The 20,806-nt window shown below is 43.3% G+C and carries 17 protein-coding genes, 9 tRNA genes and 2 rRNA genes (1 of these 28 cut by a window edge); 2 read left to right on the top strand and 26 right to left on the bottom strand.

What is annotated here, in order from left to right:
• Positions 1 to 3: 3 nt before the first annotated feature.
• Both RN80_RS00805 and RN80_RS00810 read left to right on the top strand, forming a co-directional pair.
• Positions 4 to 807 (top strand): PTS mannose/fructose/sorbose transporter subunit IIC, encoded by an 804-nt coding sequence (locus tag RN80_RS00805; RefSeq protein WP_049543673.1) that lies wholly within the window; start codon positions 4 to 6, stop codon positions 805 to 807.
• A gap of 23 nt (positions 808 to 830) precedes the next feature.
• Positions 831 to 1,742: a PTS system mannose/fructose/sorbose family transporter subunit IID gene (locus tag RN80_RS00810; protein WP_033676082.1), complete on the top strand. Its 912-nt coding sequence runs from the start codon at positions 831 to 833 to the stop codon at positions 1,740 to 1,742.
• Positions 1,743 to 1,797: 55 nt separating this feature from the next.
• Here the strand turns inward: RN80_RS00810 and pepC are convergent, their stop codons facing one another.
• From pepC to RN80_RS00945, 26 genes are all read right to left on the bottom strand, one after another.
• Positions 1,798 to 3,132, bottom strand: a complete 1,335-nt coding sequence (pepC, locus tag RN80_RS00815) for an aminopeptidase C (protein WP_060627190.1) — start codon at positions 3,130 to 3,132, stop codon at positions 1,798 to 1,800.
• A gap of 111 nt (positions 3,133 to 3,243) precedes the next feature.
• Positions 3,244 to 3,966 carry a pseudouridine synthase gene (locus RN80_RS00825; RefSeq protein ID WP_049547113.1) on the bottom strand — a complete coding sequence of 241 codons (723 nt, stop codon included), beginning with the start codon at positions 3,964 to 3,966 and terminating at the stop codon, positions 3,244 to 3,246.
• 268 nt (positions 3,967 to 4,234) lie between these two features.
• Positions 4,235 to 4,465, bottom strand: coding sequence for a GlsB/YeaQ/YmgE family stress response membrane protein (locus RN80_RS00830; RefSeq protein ID WP_000901574.1), 231 nt, complete (start codon positions 4,463 to 4,465; stop codon positions 4,235 to 4,237).
• Between the two features lie 9 nt (positions 4,466 to 4,474).
• On the bottom strand, positions 4,475 to 5,716 hold the full coding sequence (locus RN80_RS00835) for an aminopeptidase (protein WP_060627191.1): 1,242 nt from the start codon (positions 5,714 to 5,716) through the stop codon (positions 4,475 to 4,477).
• 23 nt (positions 5,717 to 5,739) lie between these two features.
• Positions 5,740 to 5,892, bottom strand: coding sequence for a hypothetical protein (locus RN80_RS00840; protein WP_060627192.1), 153 nt, complete (start codon positions 5,890 to 5,892; stop codon positions 5,740 to 5,742).
• A 23-nt stretch (positions 5,893 to 5,915) separates the two neighbouring features.
• Positions 5,916 to 10,307 carry a PolC-type DNA polymerase III gene (locus RN80_RS00845; protein ID WP_060627193.1) on the bottom strand — a complete coding sequence of 1,464 codons (4,392 nt, stop codon included), beginning with the start codon at positions 10,305 to 10,307 and terminating at the stop codon, positions 5,916 to 5,918.
• 103 nt (positions 10,308 to 10,410) lie between these two features.
• Complete coding sequence (gene fusA, locus RN80_RS00850; RefSeq protein WP_000090345.1) at positions 10,411 to 12,492, bottom strand: elongation factor G; 2,082 nt, start codon at positions 12,490 to 12,492, stop codon at positions 10,411 to 10,413.
• Positions 12,493 to 12,741: 249 nt separating this feature from the next.
• Positions 12,742 to 13,212, bottom strand: coding sequence for a 30S ribosomal protein S7 (gene rpsG / locus RN80_RS00855; RefSeq protein WP_000087873.1), 471 nt, complete (start codon positions 13,210 to 13,212; stop codon positions 12,742 to 12,744).
• Between the two features lie 19 nt (positions 13,213 to 13,231).
• Positions 13,232 to 13,645: a 30S ribosomal protein S12 gene (gene rpsL / locus RN80_RS00860; RefSeq protein ID WP_001142332.1), complete on the bottom strand. Its 414-nt coding sequence runs from the start codon at positions 13,643 to 13,645 to the stop codon at positions 13,232 to 13,234.
• Positions 13,646 to 13,959: 314 nt separating this feature from the next.
• Entirely contained in the window at positions 13,960 to 14,559 is a 600-nt protein-coding gene (locus tag RN80_RS00865) for a response regulator transcription factor (RefSeq protein WP_060627194.1), read from the bottom strand.
• Between the two features lies 1 nt (position 14,560).
• Positions 14,561 to 15,658, bottom strand: coding sequence for a sensor histidine kinase (locus RN80_RS00870; RefSeq protein ID WP_060627195.1), 1,098 nt, complete (start codon positions 15,656 to 15,658; stop codon positions 14,561 to 14,563).
• Positions 15,658 to 16,395, bottom strand: coding sequence for an ABC transporter permease (locus RN80_RS00875; protein WP_060627196.1), 738 nt, complete (start codon positions 16,393 to 16,395; stop codon positions 15,658 to 15,660). The genes RN80_RS00870 and RN80_RS00875 overlap by 1 nt, the downstream gene beginning before the upstream one ends.
• A gap of 1 nt (position 16,396) precedes the next feature.
• The gene (locus tag RN80_RS00880; RefSeq protein WP_060627197.1) at positions 16,397 to 17,281 is read right to left on the bottom strand and encodes an ABC transporter ATP-binding protein; all 885 of its coding nucleotides are present in this window, start codon (positions 17,279 to 17,281) and stop codon (positions 16,397 to 16,399) included.
• Positions 17,268 to 17,462, bottom strand: a complete 195-nt coding sequence (locus RN80_RS00885; protein ID WP_049543649.1) for a hypothetical protein — start codon at positions 17,460 to 17,462, stop codon at positions 17,268 to 17,270. Before RN80_RS00885 ends, RN80_RS00880 begins: the two co-directional genes overlap by 14 nt.
• Positions 17,459 to 17,650 carry a hypothetical protein gene (locus RN80_RS00890; RefSeq protein ID WP_049543646.1) on the bottom strand — a complete coding sequence of 64 codons (192 nt, stop codon included), beginning with the start codon at positions 17,648 to 17,650 and terminating at the stop codon, positions 17,459 to 17,461. The genes RN80_RS00885 and RN80_RS00890 overlap by 4 nt, the downstream gene beginning before the upstream one ends.
• A 545-nt stretch (positions 17,651 to 18,195) precedes the next feature.
• Positions 18,196 to 18,269, bottom strand: a tRNA-Pro gene (locus RN80_RS00895).
• A gap of 15 nt (positions 18,270 to 18,284) precedes the next feature.
• A tRNA-Arg gene (locus RN80_RS00900) sits at positions 18,285 to 18,358 on the bottom strand.
• An 11-nt stretch (positions 18,359 to 18,369) separates the two neighbouring features.
• Positions 18,370 to 18,455, bottom strand: a tRNA-Leu gene (locus RN80_RS00905).
• A gap of 7 nt (positions 18,456 to 18,462) precedes the next feature.
• Positions 18,463 to 18,534, bottom strand: a tRNA-Gly gene (locus RN80_RS00910).
• Between the two features lie 22 nt (positions 18,535 to 18,556).
• A tRNA-Thr gene (locus RN80_RS00915) sits at positions 18,557 to 18,629 on the bottom strand.
• 18 nt (positions 18,630 to 18,647) lie between these two features.
• A tRNA-Leu gene (locus RN80_RS00920) sits at positions 18,648 to 18,729 on the bottom strand.
• 5 nt (positions 18,730 to 18,734) lie between these two features.
• Positions 18,735 to 18,807 (bottom strand) — tRNA-Lys (locus tag RN80_RS00925).
• 24 nt (positions 18,808 to 18,831) lie between these two features.
• Positions 18,832 to 18,904, bottom strand: a tRNA-Asp gene (locus tag RN80_RS00930).
• A 2-nt stretch (positions 18,905 to 18,906) separates the two neighbouring features.
• Positions 18,907 to 18,979 (bottom strand) — tRNA-Val (locus RN80_RS00935).
• Positions 18,980 to 18,983: 4 nt separating this feature from the next.
• A 5S ribosomal RNA gene (rrf, locus tag RN80_RS00940) occupies positions 18,984 to 19,099 on the bottom strand.
• A 76-nt stretch (positions 19,100 to 19,175) separates the two neighbouring features.
• Positions 19,176 to 20,806, bottom strand: a 23S ribosomal RNA gene (locus RN80_RS00945); it runs 1,271 nt beyond the window's last position.

Genomic DNA, 20,806 nt, shown 5'->3' on the forward strand with positions numbered 1-20,806 from the left:
AAGATGTCTATTATTTCTATGGTTTTAGTAGTCGTTGTAGCCTTCCTAGCAGGTCTTGAAGGTATCCTCGACCAGTTCCAATTCCATCAACCAATCGTAGCTTGTACCCTTATCGGTCTTGTTACTGGTAACCTTGAAGCAGGGATTATCCTTGGTGGTTCTCTTCAAATGATCGCCCTTGGTTGGGCTAACATCGGAGCTGCCGTAGCTCCTGACGCTGCTCTTGCTTCTGTTGCTGCTGCCATTATCATGGTTCTTGGTGGCGACTTTACTAAGACAGGTATCGGTGTTGCCCAAGCGGTTGCTATCCCTCTTGCAGTTGCTGGTCTATTCTTGACTATGATTGTCCGTACACTCTCTGTCGGATTGGTTCACACTGCTGATGCTTCTGCTAAAAAAGGTGACTTCAAAGCAGTTGAACGTGCTCACTTTGTCGCACTTCTTCTTCAAGGTCTTCGTATTGCAGTCCCTGCAGCACTCCTTCTAATGGTACCAACTGAAACAGTACAAAGCATTCTAAATACTATGCCTGATTGGCTCAAAGATGGTATGGCTATCGGTGGTGGTATGGTCGTTGCCGTTGGTTACGCTATGGTTATCAACATGATGGCAACTCGTGAAGTATGGCCATTCTTCGCTATTGGTTTCGTGCTTGCTGCCGTGTCAGATATTACTCTAATCGGATTTGGTGCTATCGGTGTTGCTATCGCTCTTATCTACCTTCACCTTTCTAAAACTGGTGGAAATGGTGGCGGAGGAGCCGCAACTTCTAACGACCCAATCGGCGATATCCTAGAAGACTACTAAAATAAGAAAGGACTGAAAACATCATGACTGAAAAACTTCAATTAACTAAATCAGATCGCAAAAAAGTTTGGTGGCGTTCAACTTTCTTACAAGGTTCTTGGAACTATGAACGTATGCAAAACTTGGGTTGGGCTTACTCATTAATTCCAGCTCTTAAAAAACTCTACACTAAAAAAGAAGATCAAATCGCTGCTCTTGAACGCCATCTTGAGTTCTTCAACACTCACCCATACGTAGCCGCTCCAATCATGGGGGTTACTCTTGCACTTGAAGAAGAACGTGCTAACGGTGTTGAAATTGATGACGCTGCTATCCAAGGGGTTAAAATCGGTATGATGGGACCTCTTGCTGGTATCGGTGACCCAGTATTCTGGTTTACAGTACGCCCAATCCTTGGATCACTCGGTGCTTCACTTGCCCTTACTGGTAATATCTTAGGTCCAATCCTCTTCTTCGTTCTTTGGAACTTGATTCGTATGTCATTCTTGTGGTATACACAAGAGATTGGATACAAGGCTGGATCAGAAATCACTAAAGATATGTCTGGCGGTATCCTTCAAGACATCACTAAAGGAGCTTCTATCCTTGGTATGTTCATTCTTGCTGTCCTTGTTCAACGTTGGGTAAATATTAAATTTGCTTTCGATGTTGCCAAAGTTCAACTAGATGAAAAAGCTTATATCCATTGGGATAAATTGCCAGAAGGATCTAAAGGTATCCAAGAAGCATTCGCACAAGTAGGACAAGGATTGTCTCAAACACCTGAAAAAGTTACTACTTTCCAACAAAACTTGGATATGTTGATCCCTGGACTATCAGGACTACTCCTTACTTTCCTTTGCATGTACTTACTTAAGAAAAAAGTATCTCCAATCACTATTATCCTTGCACTCTTCGCAGTGGGTATTGTGGCACATGTTCTTCACATCATGTAATCAAGCAACTTAAAAGGAATCAGGTTCTAAAATCTGATTCCTTTTTTCTATACTTTTATTCAGCCAAGGCTCCCATTGGATCCCATGGTGCAAGAACAATTGGTTCTGCTTCATAGGCAGCTTGTTCTTCGGCTGTTAACAATTCTTTGCGGACAACAATCTGGTAAGTGTATTCGTCCATCCAAGCATCTGAGGCAACGAAGTAACCATCTGTACCGACCTTGTCTCCCCATGAGTTTTCAACCTTCCACTTAGTTGATTTCCCATTTTCATCCAAGTCCACACCTGTCAAGACCATGGCGTGGGTCATCAAGCTCTCGCTGTAGTCCAAACGTCCAGCCTTGTCTTGAGTGAGTTTAATGTCCATGCTTGATTCAAAGTCATAAACATCTGTCGCAAGGATTCCAGCTTTGCGGTTGCTGAGCTGACCGACATCAGAACCAAACCAAACAGTCTCACCTGCTTGCATTTGAGCAATCGCCAATTCTTTTAAGCGCTCCATCGGCACGTTGATGTAGCGAACTGCACGGCTACCAACTACATTTCCTAACATCTCAACTGTGTAAGATTTGCCGTAAGGCTTGTCAGCAGTTGGGGCGTTGATAACAGAAACGTAATCTTCTAGAGGAAGATTGACATATTTCTTGTAAAATTCCTGTGGTGTAATGCCCTTTTCGCTTTGGTAGTTGTTATCCTTATCGCGATAAGCAAAGTCAAATTTACGTGGTGGAAGACCCAATGACATAGCAAGGAAGTTAAAGATTTCTTGCAAGAGGTCTTCTTTCTTAGCTTGAACAGTCGCTTGGTCTGCGCCAGAAGCAAGCAAGTCACGCAAGATTTGAGCATCTTGGCGAAGCAATTTGTTAAGGATTGCATTTAGCTCACGGCTGCTACTAGATGAAACTGACTCAGGGTAAACTGACTTAGGCACGACACCGTATTTCTCAAAGAGAGACACCACCATATCCCATTGTCCACCATCTTGTTGTGGAGTTTGGAGTAGGAAGCTAACCTTACGACTCGTCAAGTCTTGGTCTGCAGTCGCAATCACTTGCTCCAAGAACCAGTTTGATTTCTCATACTTGTCCCAGAAGAAGGTGTGGGCCTGTGATAACTCAAAATTTTCTAGTTTGTATTGTGAGATGAGTTTGTGGCGGAAGGTGTTAAGAGCTGCAAACATCCAGCAACGACCAGATGCTTTCTGGTTGGTTACCTTGTCCTTGGTCAAATCCAATGAGAAAACAGGTGTGTTATCTACATGGCTTTGGCGACGTTCTAGAGCTGCAAAAATTCCGTTGTGGCTGGCAGCATTTTCAATCGCTTGGTATTTTACATTTGCTTCATAATTGGCAAATAGTTTATCAGTAAATGATTCTTGAATCGCGTCCATAGATTCCTCCTTTTATTCTACAGTCTATTATAACTCTTTTCACAAAGGAAGCAACTGAAAAACATAAAAGGCAAGGACATTCTTCCTCACCTTTTTCTAATATAAACCAAACTAAGCAATACTTGCAAGGAGAGCTTCTAATTCCTCCTCGGTCAAGCGACGCCATTCTCCTCTTTGTAAGTTCTCATCTAAAATCAGAGTTCCCATAGCCAAACGCTGTAGGTCTACTACTTCCTTGCCACAGTAGGCTACCATACGCTTGACCTGATGAAACTTCCCTTCTGCAATAGTCACACAGATTTGGCTCTGATTCTTTTCTGCATCTGTGTAAAGAATCTCCAGTCTAGCGGGCTGACAGGTAAAGTCTTTGAGCGGAATGCCCTTGGCAAATGTCTCTACGTCTTCTTGGGTCATAATTCCCTTGACCTGTGCCTGATAAGTCTTGTCAACATGACGCTTGGGTGAAAGAAGAGCATGAGCCAGCTGGCCATCATTGGTCAAGAGCAAAAGACCATGCGTGTCAATATCCAAGCGTCCTACTGGAAAAACTTCCTTGCTCCGAGCAATATCATCCAGCAAGTCCAGAACCGTTCTGTGCTTAGGATCCTCAGTCGCTGAGATAACTCCTTTGGGCTTGTTCATCATGTAGTAGACAAACTCTTCATACTCCAACACTTGCCCGTCAAAGCGAATCTCATCTCTTTCTTCATCAATCTGCAGTTTCGCTGACTTTTCTTTTTTACCATTTACCATCACGCGCCCAGACTTGAGCAAGTTTTTGACCTCAGTCCGACTCCCCACAGCACAGGCAACTAAAAATTTATCTAATCTCATAGAACTATTATATCATACTCAAAAGGAGGCTGGTACAATGACCAACCTCCTTTTCGTTTCATACTCTTCAAAAATCTCTTCAAACCGCGTCAACGTCACCTTGCCGTATATATGTTACTGACTTCGTCAGTTCTATCTGCAACCTCAAAACAGTGTTTTGAGCTGACTTCGTCAGTTCTATCTACAACCTCAAAGCAGTGCTTTGAGCAACCTGCGGCTAGTTTCCTAGTTTGCTCTTTGATTTTCATTGAGTATCAGATTTAAGAAATTAACTTCCTCGTCTCCAGAAAATCGCTAAGACAATCATGGAACCTAGTACTGCCGGAATAATGGCAGTTCCTGCTATTATCGGCCCCCAAGTCCCAAAAAGCAAGTTCCCTATAAAGGCACCAATCCAGCCTAGAAACATTTTTCCAAAACATCCCATTCGCTCTCCACGATTGGTCAGAGTACCTGCTAAAAATCCCACTAGGAGACCAACGAACATACTTCCTAACATATTATCTCCTTAATTTGCCCAATCACCGTTACGGAAGAGTGGTACACGTGTCCCATCCTCACGGATACCATCGATATCCATTTGGTTAGAACCAATCATAAAGTCTACGTGAACATCTGAACGGTTAAGCCCCGCAGCTGCAAGCTCCTCTTCGCTCATCTCCGCTCCACCAACAACACTAGTCGCATAGGCTGCACCGATAGCCAAATGATTTGATGCATTCTCATCGAAAAGGGTATTAAAGAAGGTAATGCCTGACTGAGAAATTGGGCTTGGATCTGGTACCAAGGCACATTCACCCAAGGCACGCGCACCCGCATTTTCAAAGACAAGGTCTTTCATGACCTGATCACCCTTCTCAGCAGTGATATCAACGATTTGTCCATCCTTAAAGGTCACCTTAATACCTTCAATAATGTTTCCGTTATAACTAAGCGGTTTTGTAGAAGTGACATAACCATCTGCACGACGGAAGTCAGGTGCTGTGAAGACTTCTTCTGTCGGCATATTTGGCAAGAATCCTTCGCCCTGTGCATTGATAGCACCAGCTGATTCCCAAACATGGTTTTTCGGCAAACCAAGTGTCAAATCTGTTCCTGGCGCTGTGTAGTGAAGGGCTGAAAATTGCTCTTTATTAAGCATATCGGCCTTGCTCTTGAGGATAGCTGCATGCTCTTCCCAAGCCTTAACAGGATCTTCTTCATAGACACGGCAAGTTTTGAAGATTTGGTCCCAAAGGAGATCGACTGCTTCTTCATCGTTCGCAGCATTTGGAAAGACTTTCTTAGCCCACTCAAGTCCAGCAGCGGCTGCTACCGTCCAGCTAACCTTGTTAGATTGAGTTGCGATTCGCATTGGCTTCATGGCAAGTCCCATAGCTTTAGCAGAAGCTGAAAGCTTGTCAGCATCCACACCGTTCAAAGCACCTGGATCAGATGAACGAACTCCAAGACGGCTAGCCTTGTTTTCCAAAAGATAGTTCATCTCAGCAATCTTATATTCTGGCACATTGTCCAAACGCTCCATCGGCGCATGGAGGAATTTCTCACGGTTAATCACATCATCTGTCCACTGAACAATAACCTCGTGCGCACCCAAAGCATAAGCTTCTTTGACGATTAAGTGAGCCAACTCGCGTTGCTCCACATCGATAGAGAGAGCCAAAGTGTGACCAGGTTGCACATTGATTCCGTTCGCAACCAATAATTTCGCATATTTTTCTAGATTTTCTTTAAAATTTGGTAAAACCATTTTATTCTTCCTTTTCTTTTTGTTTATTTTTCTTTCAAAGCAGAGAATAATCCTGCTAAAGTAATGGCACCTGACAAGAGTGCTGTTGATAGAAGAATTATTTCATCTGCCAGCTCTAGCTGATAGTCAAAAACTTTTTGAGCTGGTTTGTCTTCTGCAAATATTCTTAGTTTCATCAAAAGCCCTCCGTTACTAGCACTTAAAACAACTCATCAAACAAACTCAACTGATTATCCTCTGGCATATTTCCAAGAATACCCATTTCATCCATCTTTTCAACCAAAGTTGAGGAAAGTCCACCACGCTTGCGTAGTTCTGTTTTAGAGAGGAATTCTCCCTCTTCACGCGCTCGCACCAACTGCTTAGCAACGTTCTCTCCCAGACCATCCATAGCGACAAATGGTGGAATCAGTGTATCTCCGTCAATGATGAATTCAGTCGCATCACTACGGTAAAGGTCTAACTTCCCAAACTTGAAGCCACGCTCCCACATCTCATTGACAATCTCAAGAGTTGTATAGAGATCGATCTCCACATTAGAGGCTTCATTGTTCTTCCGTTTTTCAGAGATTTCTTCCATTCTGCGCTTGATAGCCTCCAAGCCCGCCCCCATGGTCTTGATATCAAAAGCCTTAGCACGGATTGAGAAATAAGCACAGTAGTAATAAATGGGATGATGAACCTTGAAGTAAGCTACACGCAAGGCCATCATAACGTAGGCTGCCGCATGGGCCTTAGGGAACATATACTTAATTTTCCCACAGGACTCGATATACCACTCTGGCACCTTATTAGCCTTCATGGCTTCAATGTAGCCATTGCGTTCCTCTTCGGAAATCTTGAGCCACAAGCCCTTACGTACCCGTTCCATGATGGTAAAGGCCATCTTAGGTTCGAGACCAGCATGCATGAGGTAAACCATGATGTCGTCTCGACAACCGATAACGGTTGATAGATCCGCAATCCCTTGTTTAATCAAATCCTGGGCATTTCCCAACCAAACGTCAGTACCGTGGGACAGTCCAGACAACTGCAGCAACTCCGCAAAAGTCGTTGGGTGCGTCTCGTCCACCATTCCACGTACAAAGTTGGTTCCAAACTCAGGAATCCCCAGCATGCCCGTAGGCGTTCCGATTTGCTCAGGTGTCACTCCTAGCACATCAGTCCCAGAAAAGAGGGCCATTACGCCTTCGTCATCCATAGGAATTTCATTAGGATCAATCCCAGACAAGTCCTGGAGTTTTCGAATCATGGTCGGATCATCATGTCCCAGTACATCAAGTTTGAGGACGTTCTCATCGATATCATGGAAGTTAAAGTGAGTGGTCTGCCATTCAGCCGTCACGTCATCTGCTGGATACTGGACAGGTGTAAAGTCGTAAACATCCATATAGTTAGGAATAACAACGATTCCCCCCGGGTGTTGTCCTGTTGTCCGCTTGACACCAGCTGCACCTTGAGCAAGGCGTTCCACCTCTGCATCACGATAAAACTTCCCGTAGTCTCTCTCGTAGCCCTTTACAAATCCATAGGCAGTCTTAGCAGCTACCGTACCAACCGTTCCCGCACGGAAGGCATATTCCTCACCAAAGATATCACGCACATCCAAGTGGGCGCTAGGCTGATCCTCTCCCGAGAAGTTCAAGTCAATATCAGGAACCTTGTCTCCATCAAAACCAAGGAAGGTTTCAAACGGAATATCCTGTCCGTTTTTACTGAGTTTGTGACCACAGTTTGGACAATCCTTATTGGGCATATCAAATCCTGAACCATAAGAACCATCGGTGATAAACTCGCTGTATTGACACTGACCACAGACATAGTGAGGAGAGAGAGGATTAACCTCCGTAATCCCAATCATGGTCGCAACGAAACTAGATCCTACAGACCCACGAGAACCAACCAAGTAACCCCGTTCATTGGAGCGTTGCACCAGCATCTGTGATGCCAGATAAATCACAGCAAATCCATTCCCCAGAATAGAAGTTAATTCTTTTTCAATCCGCAAATCAACGATATCTGGTAGCGGATTTCCATAAATCTCAAAAGCTTTCTTATAGGTCAACTCAGCAACTGTTTCTTCAGCCTTGTCGATGAAAGGTGTGTACAAGTCACCTTTTACAACCTCAACGGGTTCAAAGATATCTGCCAAGGCATTGGTATTTTCAATAACCAGTTTATGAGCCAAATCCTCTCCCAAGAAGGCAAATTCATCCAACATCTCATTTGTCGTTCTAAAATGGGCTTTTGGAAGAGGAGCTGGTTGAGCATGCTCACCGTGACCAATGGTACGGTTAATCATCGCCCCCTGTCCCAAACTACGGACAATAATTTCACGGTAAATTTCTTCTTCTGGTTCGATATAGTGGACATTCCCCGTAGCCAGAACAGGCTTACCAAGACGGTCTCCCACCTCTATCAAACTCTTGATAATGGTCTGGAGTTCTTCCATATCCTTGACCTGCTCCTTGGCAATCAAGGGAGCATAGATAGCTGGTGGCATAACCTCGATAAAGTCATAATACTTGGCCACCTCAATCGCCGCATCCACACCTTGAGAAACGACTGCATCAAAAACTTCACCTTCAGAGCAAGCTGAACCTAAAATCAAACCTTCCCGATGAGCATCTAGAACTGTTCTCGGAATCCGTGGCACCCCTTCAAAGTACTTGGTATTAGACAAGGAAACCAGCTTAAAGATATTTTTTAGACCCACCTGATTCTTGACATAGATGGTCGCATGCTTGATCCGAGCTTTTTTATAAGAATCTGAACTAATCAAATCAATGTTGAGTCTAGCTAGATCGGTCACACCATGTTTTTCTGCTACTTCTTTGATAAAAATAAAGAGCAGACGACCAGTAGCTTCCGCATCGTAGTTGGCCATGTGGTGATGTTCTAAGGCCACACCAAAACGCTTGGTCAAAGGTCCCAAACCATGACGTTTGTACTCAGGATAGAGGTTTCTAGCAAACTCCAGCGTATCAATAACTGGCTGACTAATCTTTGGCAGACCATGACGCTCATAATTGGCATTCATAAAGCCAACGTCAAAGGTAGCATTATGGGCAACTAAGACTGTATCCTTGCAGAATTCTTGGAATTCTTGCAAAACTTGTTCCAGTGATTTGGCATTTTTGACATGATCATCTGTAATTCCGGTCAATTCAGTAGTAAAAGCTGACAAGGGATGCCCAGGATTGATAAATTCATCAAATTCAGCAATAACATTCCCCTTGTACATCTTAGAGGCCGCAACCTGAATCAAATCATTATAGATAGCTGAAAGTCCCGTCGTTTCCACGTCAAAAACCACATAGGTCGCTTCTGATAAGTCCATTTCCACTTCGTTATAAACGATAGGAACACGATCCTCAACGATATTGGCTTCCATTCCATAAATCAGCTGAATTCCCGCTTTTTTGGCCGCCTTATAGCCGTGTGGGAAGGACTGGACATTCCCGTGGTCCGTGATGGCAACAGCCTTGTGTCCCCACTTAGCAGCTGTCGCAACGATTTCTTCAACCTCTGGCAGAGCATCCATGGTCGACATGTTAGTATGAGCATGAAACTCAACCCGCCGTTCTCCTTCTGGCATTAAATCCTTCCGCTCATAGTGAACAACTTCCTGCACATCTTGCACGTTCATAGTCAAATCGCGTGTGAAGTTATTCATCTCCACATTCCCACGCACTCGGAGCCAAGAATTTTTCTTAATTAGATCAAACTTCTGGGCCTCTTCCTCGTTCTTAACCCACTTTTGCATAGAAAAACTTGAAGTGTAGTCCGTCATTTTAAAGTTGATCAAAACACGCCCTGTTCTGGTCACTTTTTGCTCCACATCAAACACAACCCCTTCAAAGACCAGACGATTTTCCTCCGTCGTCACTTCGATCATAGGAGTAATCTCTGCCTTATCTAGCTTGGGTTTAGCTGCAGCTTTTTTCGTTTGAAAATCAAAGGCTGGTTTCTCTTCCGCTGGAGGAGGTGCCATCTGTTCTAGTTGTTCCATAGCACGGAGCGCTTCCTCATTGGCAGCTTGAACAATCTGCTCATTTTCAGCATGAAAGGCCTCTTCCTGCTCTTGGGTCAGGACATCATTCTTCTCGACTTGACAATTAAAAGTTGGAAAACCAAACTTTTCAAGTTGTTTCGCTAAATTAGGAAGATGATTCTTCTTAAAGTGTTCCTTATCAATCGCCTCAGAGCCTTCGATAAAGAGTTGATTGCCCTCCGCACGAACTCGCAAATTCTGATAAAGGGACTTAAAACCTTGGCTAGCACATGACCCCTCAGAGAAAGCCTCCCTATAGTAGGACTGCAAGAGTTGATTTGAGAATTCTTGAGACAGAGCCTTGATTTCGAAAATAGCTTTATTGCCTGTCTTAGAAAATTCTTCGCTCAAACCTTTCTTTATTTCTAAAAAGATTTCAATCGGTAAAATATTAGAAAATACGAAATGAAACTCCCATACCTTACTAATTTTATGAACCACAACTCGCTCAATATCGGCCTGTGCTAAAGCAGGAGCCCGTCTCATTTCAGCAGGTATCCCCAATTGATTCATCAAAATTTCAAAACTATTTGACATTCATTTTCCTCACATTATTCTTCTACTATTTTACCATACTTAGAGGTGTTTTCTAAAGACAAAAGGAAGCCACTAAGTGACTTCCTTCTAGAGCGAGGACAGATTAGTCTTCACCTTTGTTTTTCTTAATAATTTCTTCTTGTACAGACTTAGGTACATCTTCGTAGTGGTCAAATACCATCATGAATGTACCACGTCCTTGAGATGCAGAACGAAGAACTGTGGCGTAACCGAACATTTCAGCAAGTGGAACGTAAGCACGAACGATTTGGCTGTTACCATGTGCTTCCATACCATCTACACGTCCACGACGAGCAGTTACGTGACCCATAACATCACCAAGGTTTTCTTCTGGAACAGTGATTGTTACAAGCATCATTGGCTCAAGGATAGCTGGTTGTGCTGATTTAGCAGCTTCTTTAAGAGCAAGTGAAGCTGCGATCTTGAAGGCAGTTTCAGAAGAGTCGACATCGTGGTATGAACCATCGTAAAGTTTAGCTTTAACGTCAACCATTGGGTAACCTGCAAGAACACCGTTAGCCATAGATTCTACCAAACCTTTTTCAACCGCTGGGATAAATTCACGAGGAACCACACCACCGACGATTGCGTTTTCGAATTCGAATCCTTTACCTTCTTCGTTTGGAGTAAATTCAATCCATACATCACCGAATTGACCTTTACCACCAGACTGACGTTTGAAGAATCCACGTGCTTGAGTAGAAGCGCGGAATGTTTCACGGTAAGATACTTGAGGAGCACCTACGTTCGCTTCCACTTTGAACTCACGACGCATACGGTCAACAAGGACGTCAAGGTGAAGCTCACCCATACCTGAGATAACTGTTTCACCAGTTTCAACGTTTGTTTCAACGCGGAATGTTGGATCTTCTTCAGCCAATTTTTGAAGGGCAATACCCATCTTATCTTGGTCAGCTTTAGATTTTGGCTCAACCATCAATTGGATAACTGGTTCTGGAACGTTGATTGACTCAAGGATGATTTTAGCTTTTTCATCTGTCAATGAGTCACCAGTTGTAGTATCTTTCAAACCAACGGCAGCAGCGATATCACCTGAGTAAACAGTGTCAATTTCTTGACGGCTGTTAGCGTGCATTTGAAGGATACGTCCGATACGTTCACGTTTACCTTTAGAAGTATTCAATACGTATGAACCTGATTGAAGAACACCTGAGTAAACACGGAAGAATGTCAAACGACCTACGAATGGGTCAGTCATGATCTTGAAGGCAAGAGCTGCAAATGGCTCTTCGTCAGAGGCTGGACGAGTTTCTTCAGCGTCTGTATCTGGGTTAATACCTTTGATTGCTGGGATATCAAGTGGGCTTGGAAGGTAGTCAATAACCGCATCAAGCATCAATTGAACACCTTTGTTCTTGAAGGCAGAACCACACAATACTGGGAAGAATTCAACGTTGATAGTCGCTTTACGGATACCAGCTTTCAATTCTTCGTTAGTGATTTCTTCACCTTCGAGGTATTTCATCATCAATTCTTCGTCAGTTTCAGCAACTGCTTCGATCAATTTTTCACGGTATTCTTGAGCTTGGTCAAGGTATTCAGCTGGAATATCTTCTTCAAGGATATCTGTACCAAGGTCGTTAGTATAGATTTCAGCTTTCATCTTGATCAAGTCGATGATACCACGGAAGTCATCTTCAGAACCGATTGGCAATTGGATTGGGTGTGCATTTGCTTGAAGACGATCGTGAAGTGTGCTTACAGAGTAAAGGAAGTCAGCACCGATTTTGTCCATTTTGTTGGCAAATACGATACGTGGAACTCCATACTCAGTTGCTTGACGCCAAACTGTTTCAGTTTGAGGCTCAACACCTGATTGTGAGTCAAGAACGGTAACCGCACCATCCAATACACGAAGAGAACGTTGTACTTCGATTGTGAAGTCCACGTGTCCTGGTGTGTCGATGATGTTTACGCGGTGGTTGTTCCATTGAGCTGTTGTCGCAGCAGATGTAATAGTGATACCACGTTCTTGCTCTTGCTCCATCCAGTCCATTTGTGACGCACCTTCGTGAGTTTCACCGATTTTGTGGATTTTACCAGTGTAGTAAAGAATACGCTCAGTAGTTGTTGTTTTACCAGCATCGACGTGAGCCATGATACCGATATTACGAGTTTTTTCAAGTGAAAATTCGCGTGCCATGAGGTTTGTTTCTCCTATTTATTTTTGATTTCTATTCTATTATAACACGATTTTAATAAAAACGGATAGGCAGGACCTACCCGTTCTCAATGTTTTCATGCTATTGTTGGTTTCAACTTGTAGATTTACAAGTTGAATTGAACTCGGGCTAAAAGCTCGGAAAAATAGATAAGCTCTCCTAGAATCTTCGATTCTTCATCAAGCTTCCTAATTTTCAGTCGCTTTTTTAACGTCCTTAGTATCTTAATCTTACCAACGGAAGTGTGCGAATGCACGGTTAGCTTCAGCCATACGGTGAGTGTCTTCACGTTTCTTAACAGCTGCACCAGTGTTGTTAGCAGCATCCAAGATTTCTTTTGCAAGACGGTCTTGCATTGTGTGTTCACCACGAAGACGAGCGATTGTTACCAACCAACGAAGTCCAAGTGTTGTACGACGTTCTGGACGAACTTCAACTGGGACTTGGTAGTTAGAACCACCAACACGACGTGCACGTACTTCAAGTACAGGCATGATGTTTTCCATAGCTGTTTCAAATACTTCAAGTGCATCGTTTCCAGTAGCCTCTTTGATTTGCTCAAAGGCACCGTAAACGATTGAAGCAGCTGTACCACGTTTACCATCAAGCATAACGCGGTTGATAAGACGAGTAACTAGTTGTGAATTGTAAAGCGGATCTGGCAATACGTCACGTTTTGGAGCTCTATTTTTACGACTCATTTCTCTTTATCCCCTTTCCTTATGCTTTTGGACGTTTAGTACCGTATTTAGAACGGCCTTGTTTACGATCGTTAACACCTGCAGTATCAAGTGCACCACGGACGATATGGTAACGTACCCCTGGAAGGTCTTTTACACGTCCACCACGAAGAAGCACCACACTGTGCTCTTGCAAGTTGTGTCCGATACCTGGGATGTAGGCAGTAACTTCGATAAGGTTGCTCAAACGTACACGAGCAAATTTACGAAGGGCTGAGTTAGGTTTTTTAGGTGTCATTGTTCCAACACGAGTTGCAACACCACGTTTTTGTGGTGAAGAAACGTTTGTTTGAACTTTTTTATGACTGTTGTAACCAACGTTCAAAGCTGGTGATTTAGATTTTTCTACTTTTGATTTACGCGGTTTGCGAACCAATTGGTTAATTGTAGGCATCTACATTCTCCTGTGTTTTTTTATTTTTGGTGATGATACACTTGGTGACAGCTATCATCTGTGTGTACTTTTGCAACATTTGTCAGCACGTCCCTGTACACTCTTGAGAGACCAAAAGTAAAAAGTACCGTCTATTATTGTAACAAAATTTTCCATTGGTTGTCAAGATATTTTTCTTTTTTATTGTTAATTTTAGCTCTTTTGTAGTGCTCCCCCAAAAAAGAAAAAGGAGGAATCCCACCCTCCTAAAGTTAGTATTGTTCCATTCAATCCCATCAATTTTAGCACATAATGGTTTTCGAGATATGATAGTATCACAACCAACCAGATTCTTTCGCAATATTAGCAGCTTCTGTTCGATTACCAGCATCTAGTTTCGAAAGAATATTGGTAACATAGTTTCGGACGGTTCCGTTGGATAGATAAAGTTTGTCTGCAATTTCTTGGTTAGAGAAACCCTGAGCGATTCCCTTTAAAACTGCGATTTCTTGCTCTGTTAATGGATTGGGATGCGTCATCACCACTTCCATCAATTCAGGCGAATACTCCTTGCGCCCTTCAAGGACAGTGTGCAAGGTTTGCATGAGGTCTGCAATATTTCTTTCTTTTAATACATAAGCATCTACTCCAGCCTTGACTGCACGTTCAAAATACCCAGGACGCTTGAAGGTCGTCACTACAACCACCTTTGTTTCTAGATTTTCTGCTCGTATCCACTCCAAGACTTCGAGGCCCGTCTTAACAGGCATTTCTACGTCAAGGATGGCGATATCTACAGACTCCTTTTCTAATAGTTGGATTGCTTCTTGCCCATTCTTGGCTTGAAAGACAGACTCTACATCCGGTTGAAGCGTGAGCAACTGGCACATGGCATCTCGCAACATACTTTGATCTTCTGCAACAAGTAGTTTCATCTTAGTTTCTCTCCTTATAAGGTAGTCGAACCTGAACTTCTGTCGGTTGTTTCCAACTAATTACCTTTACTTCTCCCGAAAATGGAAGAACACGATCTCGAACTGTATGGAGGTCATCCCCCTTTATAGAAGCAAAGCCACAGCCATCATCTCCCACTGTTAGAATGAGTTCTTTCTCTGTCCGTTCTAATTTTAAGTAGACTTTAGAAGCTTTGGCATGTTTGATGATATTAGTCACCAATTCAAGCAAAATCATGGAAGCCGTTGACTCCAATTCCTGAGTTAAGCTAGCTGTATCTAGTTGATTAGCTATTTCCACCTCAATTCCAGCAATTTCTAACATCTTTTTCACAGTCTCTAGTTCGGATGTCAAAGTTCTAGACTTAAGATTTTCCACAATGGTTCGCACTTCACGCATTGATTCTTTGCTAATTTGCTGTATTTCTCTTAATTCCTTTTCCACCTGTGGATAAGCCTGTATTTGAAATAACTGCAAGGCTAGATCAGTTTTAACACTAAGCATAGCAAAGGTATGCCCCAGACTATCATGCAAATCTTGACCAATACGACTGCGTTCATTTTCAGCTAGCAATAGATTTATCTGGGCATTTTGCTTAGCCTGTGCTTCTTTCAAATCCTCCACAATCCGAATCCGAACCAAGCCAAAAGTCATTAAATCGACAAAAGTAAGAATTACAAGTAGATAGAATAGAAACTCAACTTCGATTCTCTGAAAAATCAACAGTTGGCCCACAACAAGGACTTGAGCAAGAAGAAAAGTCCAGACATGTAAAGACTTTAAACTACGTACGCCAAAATGATAACTTAAGAGGTTAGAAAGGAAAAAGAAGAACCAGATATAATTAACAGCAACAAAGGCAGTATTCCCAACTACATAAGTCAGCATGAGACCCCAATATAGCCAAGATAGGCGCTGGCTCTTAGTTGTTAAAACACCCAAATATGCCACTACAAATAGAATATCAATCAATAAATGCCAGACAGAAAGCCACCCAGTCACTACAGGTAGGATGGGGAAAATCATAAAAATTAAACTGGCCCAAAACATATAGTGTATGCTTTTCATTCTTTCAAGCATTAAGCATTCTCCTTATGACCTTGAAGGTAAATAGTCAAACCAAACAAAACTGCTGAAAAAACAAGTAGATAAACTGTGGCTGATAGATTGATGCTACCCTCGTTTAAGAAGGTCTTGAGCAACTCCATCAACTGATAAGTTGGTAGGCACTTCCCGATTGCTTGCATCCAGTCTGGAAATAAAGAGATGGGCATCCAGAGTCCACCTAAAACAGCCAAGCCTAGATAGAGAAGATTGCCCACGACAGACATCAGCTGACTAGAAGGCAAGAGTGTCAAGGTCAATCCAAGCGCTACAAAGGCAACACTTCCTACTATCAGCAAGAACGCAGCCCCAATCCAGCTTCCTAGAGGCATATCCACACCTCTGACCAAGTGCCCAACTGAGAAAACAACCAGGATTGAGACCAAATAATCAACCATCATACTTGTTATCTTTGATAGATAATATTCTACCATATTTACAGGGGTATGGCGCAATGTTTTCTGCCAGTTGTTGATTTTATCGGTATGTAAGACAGCTGGAAATGAAAACATGGCTGTCGACATCATGGAAAAGGCTGTCATGGAGATGAGGTAGTCACGCATAAAATTAGCTGGTCCACCTGGTGTGTCCTGGTACATGCCTGAAAAGAATAAATAGAAGGCTGTCGGCATCCCTACGGATAATAGATAGTAGACTAATTGTCGTTTGGTCAATAGAAATTCTATCTTATTTAATGCTATCCATTGTTTCATCTTAGTCATCTCCCTTTTGTGTTTCTTCAAAGATTGTATCCAGTAAGCTACGATTATTGACTTCAATTTCTTGAATCCTACATCCTGCTCGGACTAATAGTTCCCAGAAAGCATCTGCTTCGCGTGTGACTACTTGTAGAGCATCCTGTTTTTGTGACCAGTTTTCAACCAAGTTTGACTTCTCAACGACTTCCTTGTAAGCTAGAGGAAGGATAAAATGCTTTTCAATCTCCTCACTACGCATAGCTAGAGGCGTCGTATCACGAATCAACTCTCCCTTATTTAAAACCAAAATCCGGTCAGCTGTATGCTCTACCTCTTCGATATAGTGAGAAGAATAGACAATGGTCACACCATTTTTCTTTAACTGATCGACAATTTCCCAAAAACGTTGACGAGTTGAGGTATCCATAGCCGATGTAGGCTCATCTAAAAAGACAAGCTTTGGTCGCCCAATTAAGGCCAAGACAAAAGAGAAAAGACGCTTTTGTCCACCTGATAATTTTTCTGCGAATTGCTCTTTTTGTTGCTGGTCAAACTGCAATAGTTGATCAATTTCCTGCTCGCTCAAGGGATTTGGATAGATACGTTGAAAGAAAACAATCAACTCTTTAACCTTTAATTTTTGAACAATTACATTTTCTTGAGGGAGATAGGATCTTGTGTAGTCTAACTTAGAGCTCGTTACCGGCAAATCTTGGATAGATACTTGCCCACTGGTGACCAGTTTATCTCCAAGCAAACAGTCCAAGAGTGTCGTCTTTCCTGCTCCGTTTGGCCCAATCATGGCAACACATTCACCTTCAGCTACCTCAAAGGAAATATCCTTCAAAATAGCCTTGCCCTTGATGTTTTTATTTAGGCTTTCTACCTTAATCATATTCATGATATTCTCCTTTCAGCCACTCCTTTCCCATAGGAAAGGCGATAAAAATCATAAATCCTAGTCCCCAGGCACCACGGATGAATTGGTGAAGGAAGGCTTGATCAAACCAACCTGTAAACATTTCTACAAACCATACCACTAGTGATAGTCCAATAAAAAGATAGAGAAACGCTTTTTTCATTTTTCAAACTCCTTTTTCACATCTGAGACTAATTTCAAACCTTCTCGGATAAGCCAGGACATCATTCCAAATCCTGCAAATAGCTCCCAAGGAAAATGATAGAAATCTTCATCCAATCCTGAGAACATGAGATAAGTCACGACTCCTGCTGCTACTAGACTCACTGCGACAATTACTTTATGTTTCATTTTTTTCTTCCTCCATTTGATACATCTAGTATAATTCTTTGAATCTACTGCCACTAGAAGCTTCTGTCATGAGGAGATATGACAAATGTCATAAAAGATTCTGTTCAAAACAAGCAAGATACACTATACAATAAAACACAAGTAGAAAAAATCTAAGGCAGCTTCCTCAAAAGAAATATCAAACCCAATTCACACTATATTGAACACTAATACTTATTTAAAATCAAAAGATCGGAAATTTCCATCTCAAAAACATATATATTATAGGCAGAGCAAAAAACTCTTCAATTACTTTCTTAAAAGTTTGTAAGAATTATACAATCTGTTAAATTTTAATTTATGTACCTAAACTACAGTATTCATTGAACAAATCAGGAAACAAAAAAATATACGCGATCAAAATGAATTACTGGAATTCAAAAAAAGAGAGAAGCAAACTGATTCTCTCTTAATTTTGTACTTTCTCGAGCTTAGCTTTTCTTCAACCCACTACAGTTGGCAAAGAGCTAAATAAAAAAGATACATTTACGTATCTCTGTAATGTATCGGGAAGACAGGATTCGAACCTGCGACACCTTGGTCCCAAACCAAGTACTCTACCAAGCTGAGCTACTTCCCGAGTTAAATAGAAAAATGCACCCTAGAGGAGTCGAACCTCTAACCGCCTGATTCGTAGTCAGGTACTCTATCCAGTTGAGCTAAGGGTGCTCATTATATTATGCCGAGGACCGGAATCGAACCGGTACGATCGTTACCAATCGCAGGATTTTAAGTCCTGTGCGTCTGCCAGTTCCGCCACCCCGGCCTCTCTAAGCGAACGACGGGATTCGAACCCGCGACCCCCACCTTGGCAAGGTGGTGTTCTACCACTGAACTACGTTCGCACTGTTTTCTTCTATCTAAAAATGCCGGCTACATGACTTGAACACGCGACCCTCTGATTACAAATCAGATGCTCTACCAACTGAGCTAAGCCGGCTCATTTATTATATCTTAATGCGGGTTAAGGGACTTGAACCCCCACGCCGTTAAGCGCCAGATCCTAAATCTGGTGCGTCTGCCAATTCCGCCAAACCCGCATATATGACCCGTACTGGGCTCGAACCAGTGACCCATTGATTAAAAGTCAATTGCTCTACCAACTGAGCTAACGAGTCTAAAATAACTTCCGTTATCTTAAACGGTCCCGACGGGAATCGAACCCGCGATCTTCGCCGTGACAGGGCGACGTGATAACCGCTACACTACGGGACCTATGGGAGTTAACGGGATCGAACCGCTGACCCTCTGCTTGTAAGGCAGATGCTCTCCCAGCTGAGCTAAACTCCCTAGAGCTAAGCGACTTCCATATCTCACAGGGGGCAACCCCCAACTACTTCCGGCGTTCTAGGGCTTAACTTCTGTGTTCGGCATGGGTACAGGTGTATCTCCTAGGCTATCGTCACTTAACTCTGAGTAATACCTACTCAAAATTGAATATCTATTCAAATCAAGAAAACCATTCGCTTTCATATTCTCAGTTACTTTGGATAAGTCCTCGAGCTATTAGTATTAGTCCGCTACATGTGTCGCCACACTTCCACTTCTAACCTATCTACCTGATCATCTCTCAGGGCTCTTACTGATATAAAATCATGGGAAATCTCATCTTGAGGTGGGTTTCACACTTAGATGCTTTCAGCGTTTATCCCTTCCCTACATAGCTACCCAGCGATGCCTTTGGCAAGACAACTGGTACACCAGCGGTAAGTCCACTCTGGTCCTCTCGTACTAGGAGCAGATCCTCTCAAATTTCCTACGCCCGCGACGGATAGGGACCGAACTGTCTCACGACGTTCTGAACCCAGCTCGCGTGCCGCTTTAATGGGCGAACAGCCCAACCCTTGGGACCGACTACAGCCCCAGGATGCGACGAGCCGACATCGAGGTGCCAAACCTCCCCGTCGATGTGAACTCTTGGGGGAGATAAGCCTGTTATCCCCAGGGTAGCTTTTATCCGTTGAGCGATGGCCCTTCCATACGGAACCACCGGATCACTAAGCCCGACTTTCGTCCCTGCTCGAGTTGTAGCTCTCGCAGTCAAGCTCCCTTATACCTTTACACTCTGCGAATGATTTCCAACCATTCTGAGGGAACCTTTGGGCGCCTCCGTTACCTTTTAGGAGGCGACCGCCCCAGTCAAACTGCCCGTCAGACACTGTCTCCGATAGGGATCACCTATCTGGGTTAGAGTGGCCATAACACAAGGGTAGTATCCCAACATCGTCTCCTTCGAAACTGGCGTCCCGATCTCATAGACTCCTACCTATCCTGTACATGTGGTACAGACACTCAATATCAAACTGCAGTAAAGCTCCATGGGGTCTTTCCGTCCTGTCGCGGGTAACCTGCATCTTCACAGGTACTAAAATTTCACCGAGTCTCTCGTTGAGACAGTGCCCAAATCATTACGCCTTTCGTGCGGGTCGGAACTTACCCGACAAGGAATTTCGCTACCTTAGGACCGTTATAGTTACGGCCGCCGTTTACTGGGGCTTCAATTCATACCTTCGCTTGCGCTAAGCACTCCTCTTAACCTTCCAGCACCGGGCAGGCGTCACCCCCTATACATCATCTTACGATTTAGCAGAGAGCTGTGTTTTTGATAAACAGTTGCTTGGGCCTATTCACTGCGGCTGACTTAAAGTCAGCACCCCTTCTCCCGAAGTTACGGGGTCATTTTGCCGAGTTCCTTAACGAGAGTTCTCTCGCTCACCTGAGGCTACTCGCCTCGACTACCTGTGTCGGTTTGCGGTACGGGTAGAGTATGTTTAAACGCTAGAAGCTTTTCTTGGCAGTGTGACGTCACTAACTTCGCTACTAAACTTCGCTCCCCATCACAGCTCAATGTTACAGATATAAGCATTTGACTCATATCACACCTCACTGCTTAGACAGACTCTTCCAATCGTCTGCTTTAGTTAGCCTACTGCGTCCCTCCATCACTACATACTCTAGTACAGGAATATCAACCTGTTGTCCATCGGATACACCTTTCGGTCTCTCCTTAGGTCCCGACTAACCCAGGGCGGACGAGCCTTCCCCTGGAAACCTTAGTCTTACGGTGGACAGGATTCTCACCTGTCTTTCGCTACTCATACCGGCATTCTCACTTCT

Source organism: Streptococcus mitis, from assembly GCF_001281025.1.
GTDB classification, from domain to species: Bacteria; Bacillota; Bacilli; order Lactobacillales; family Streptococcaceae; genus Streptococcus; species Streptococcus mitis_AK.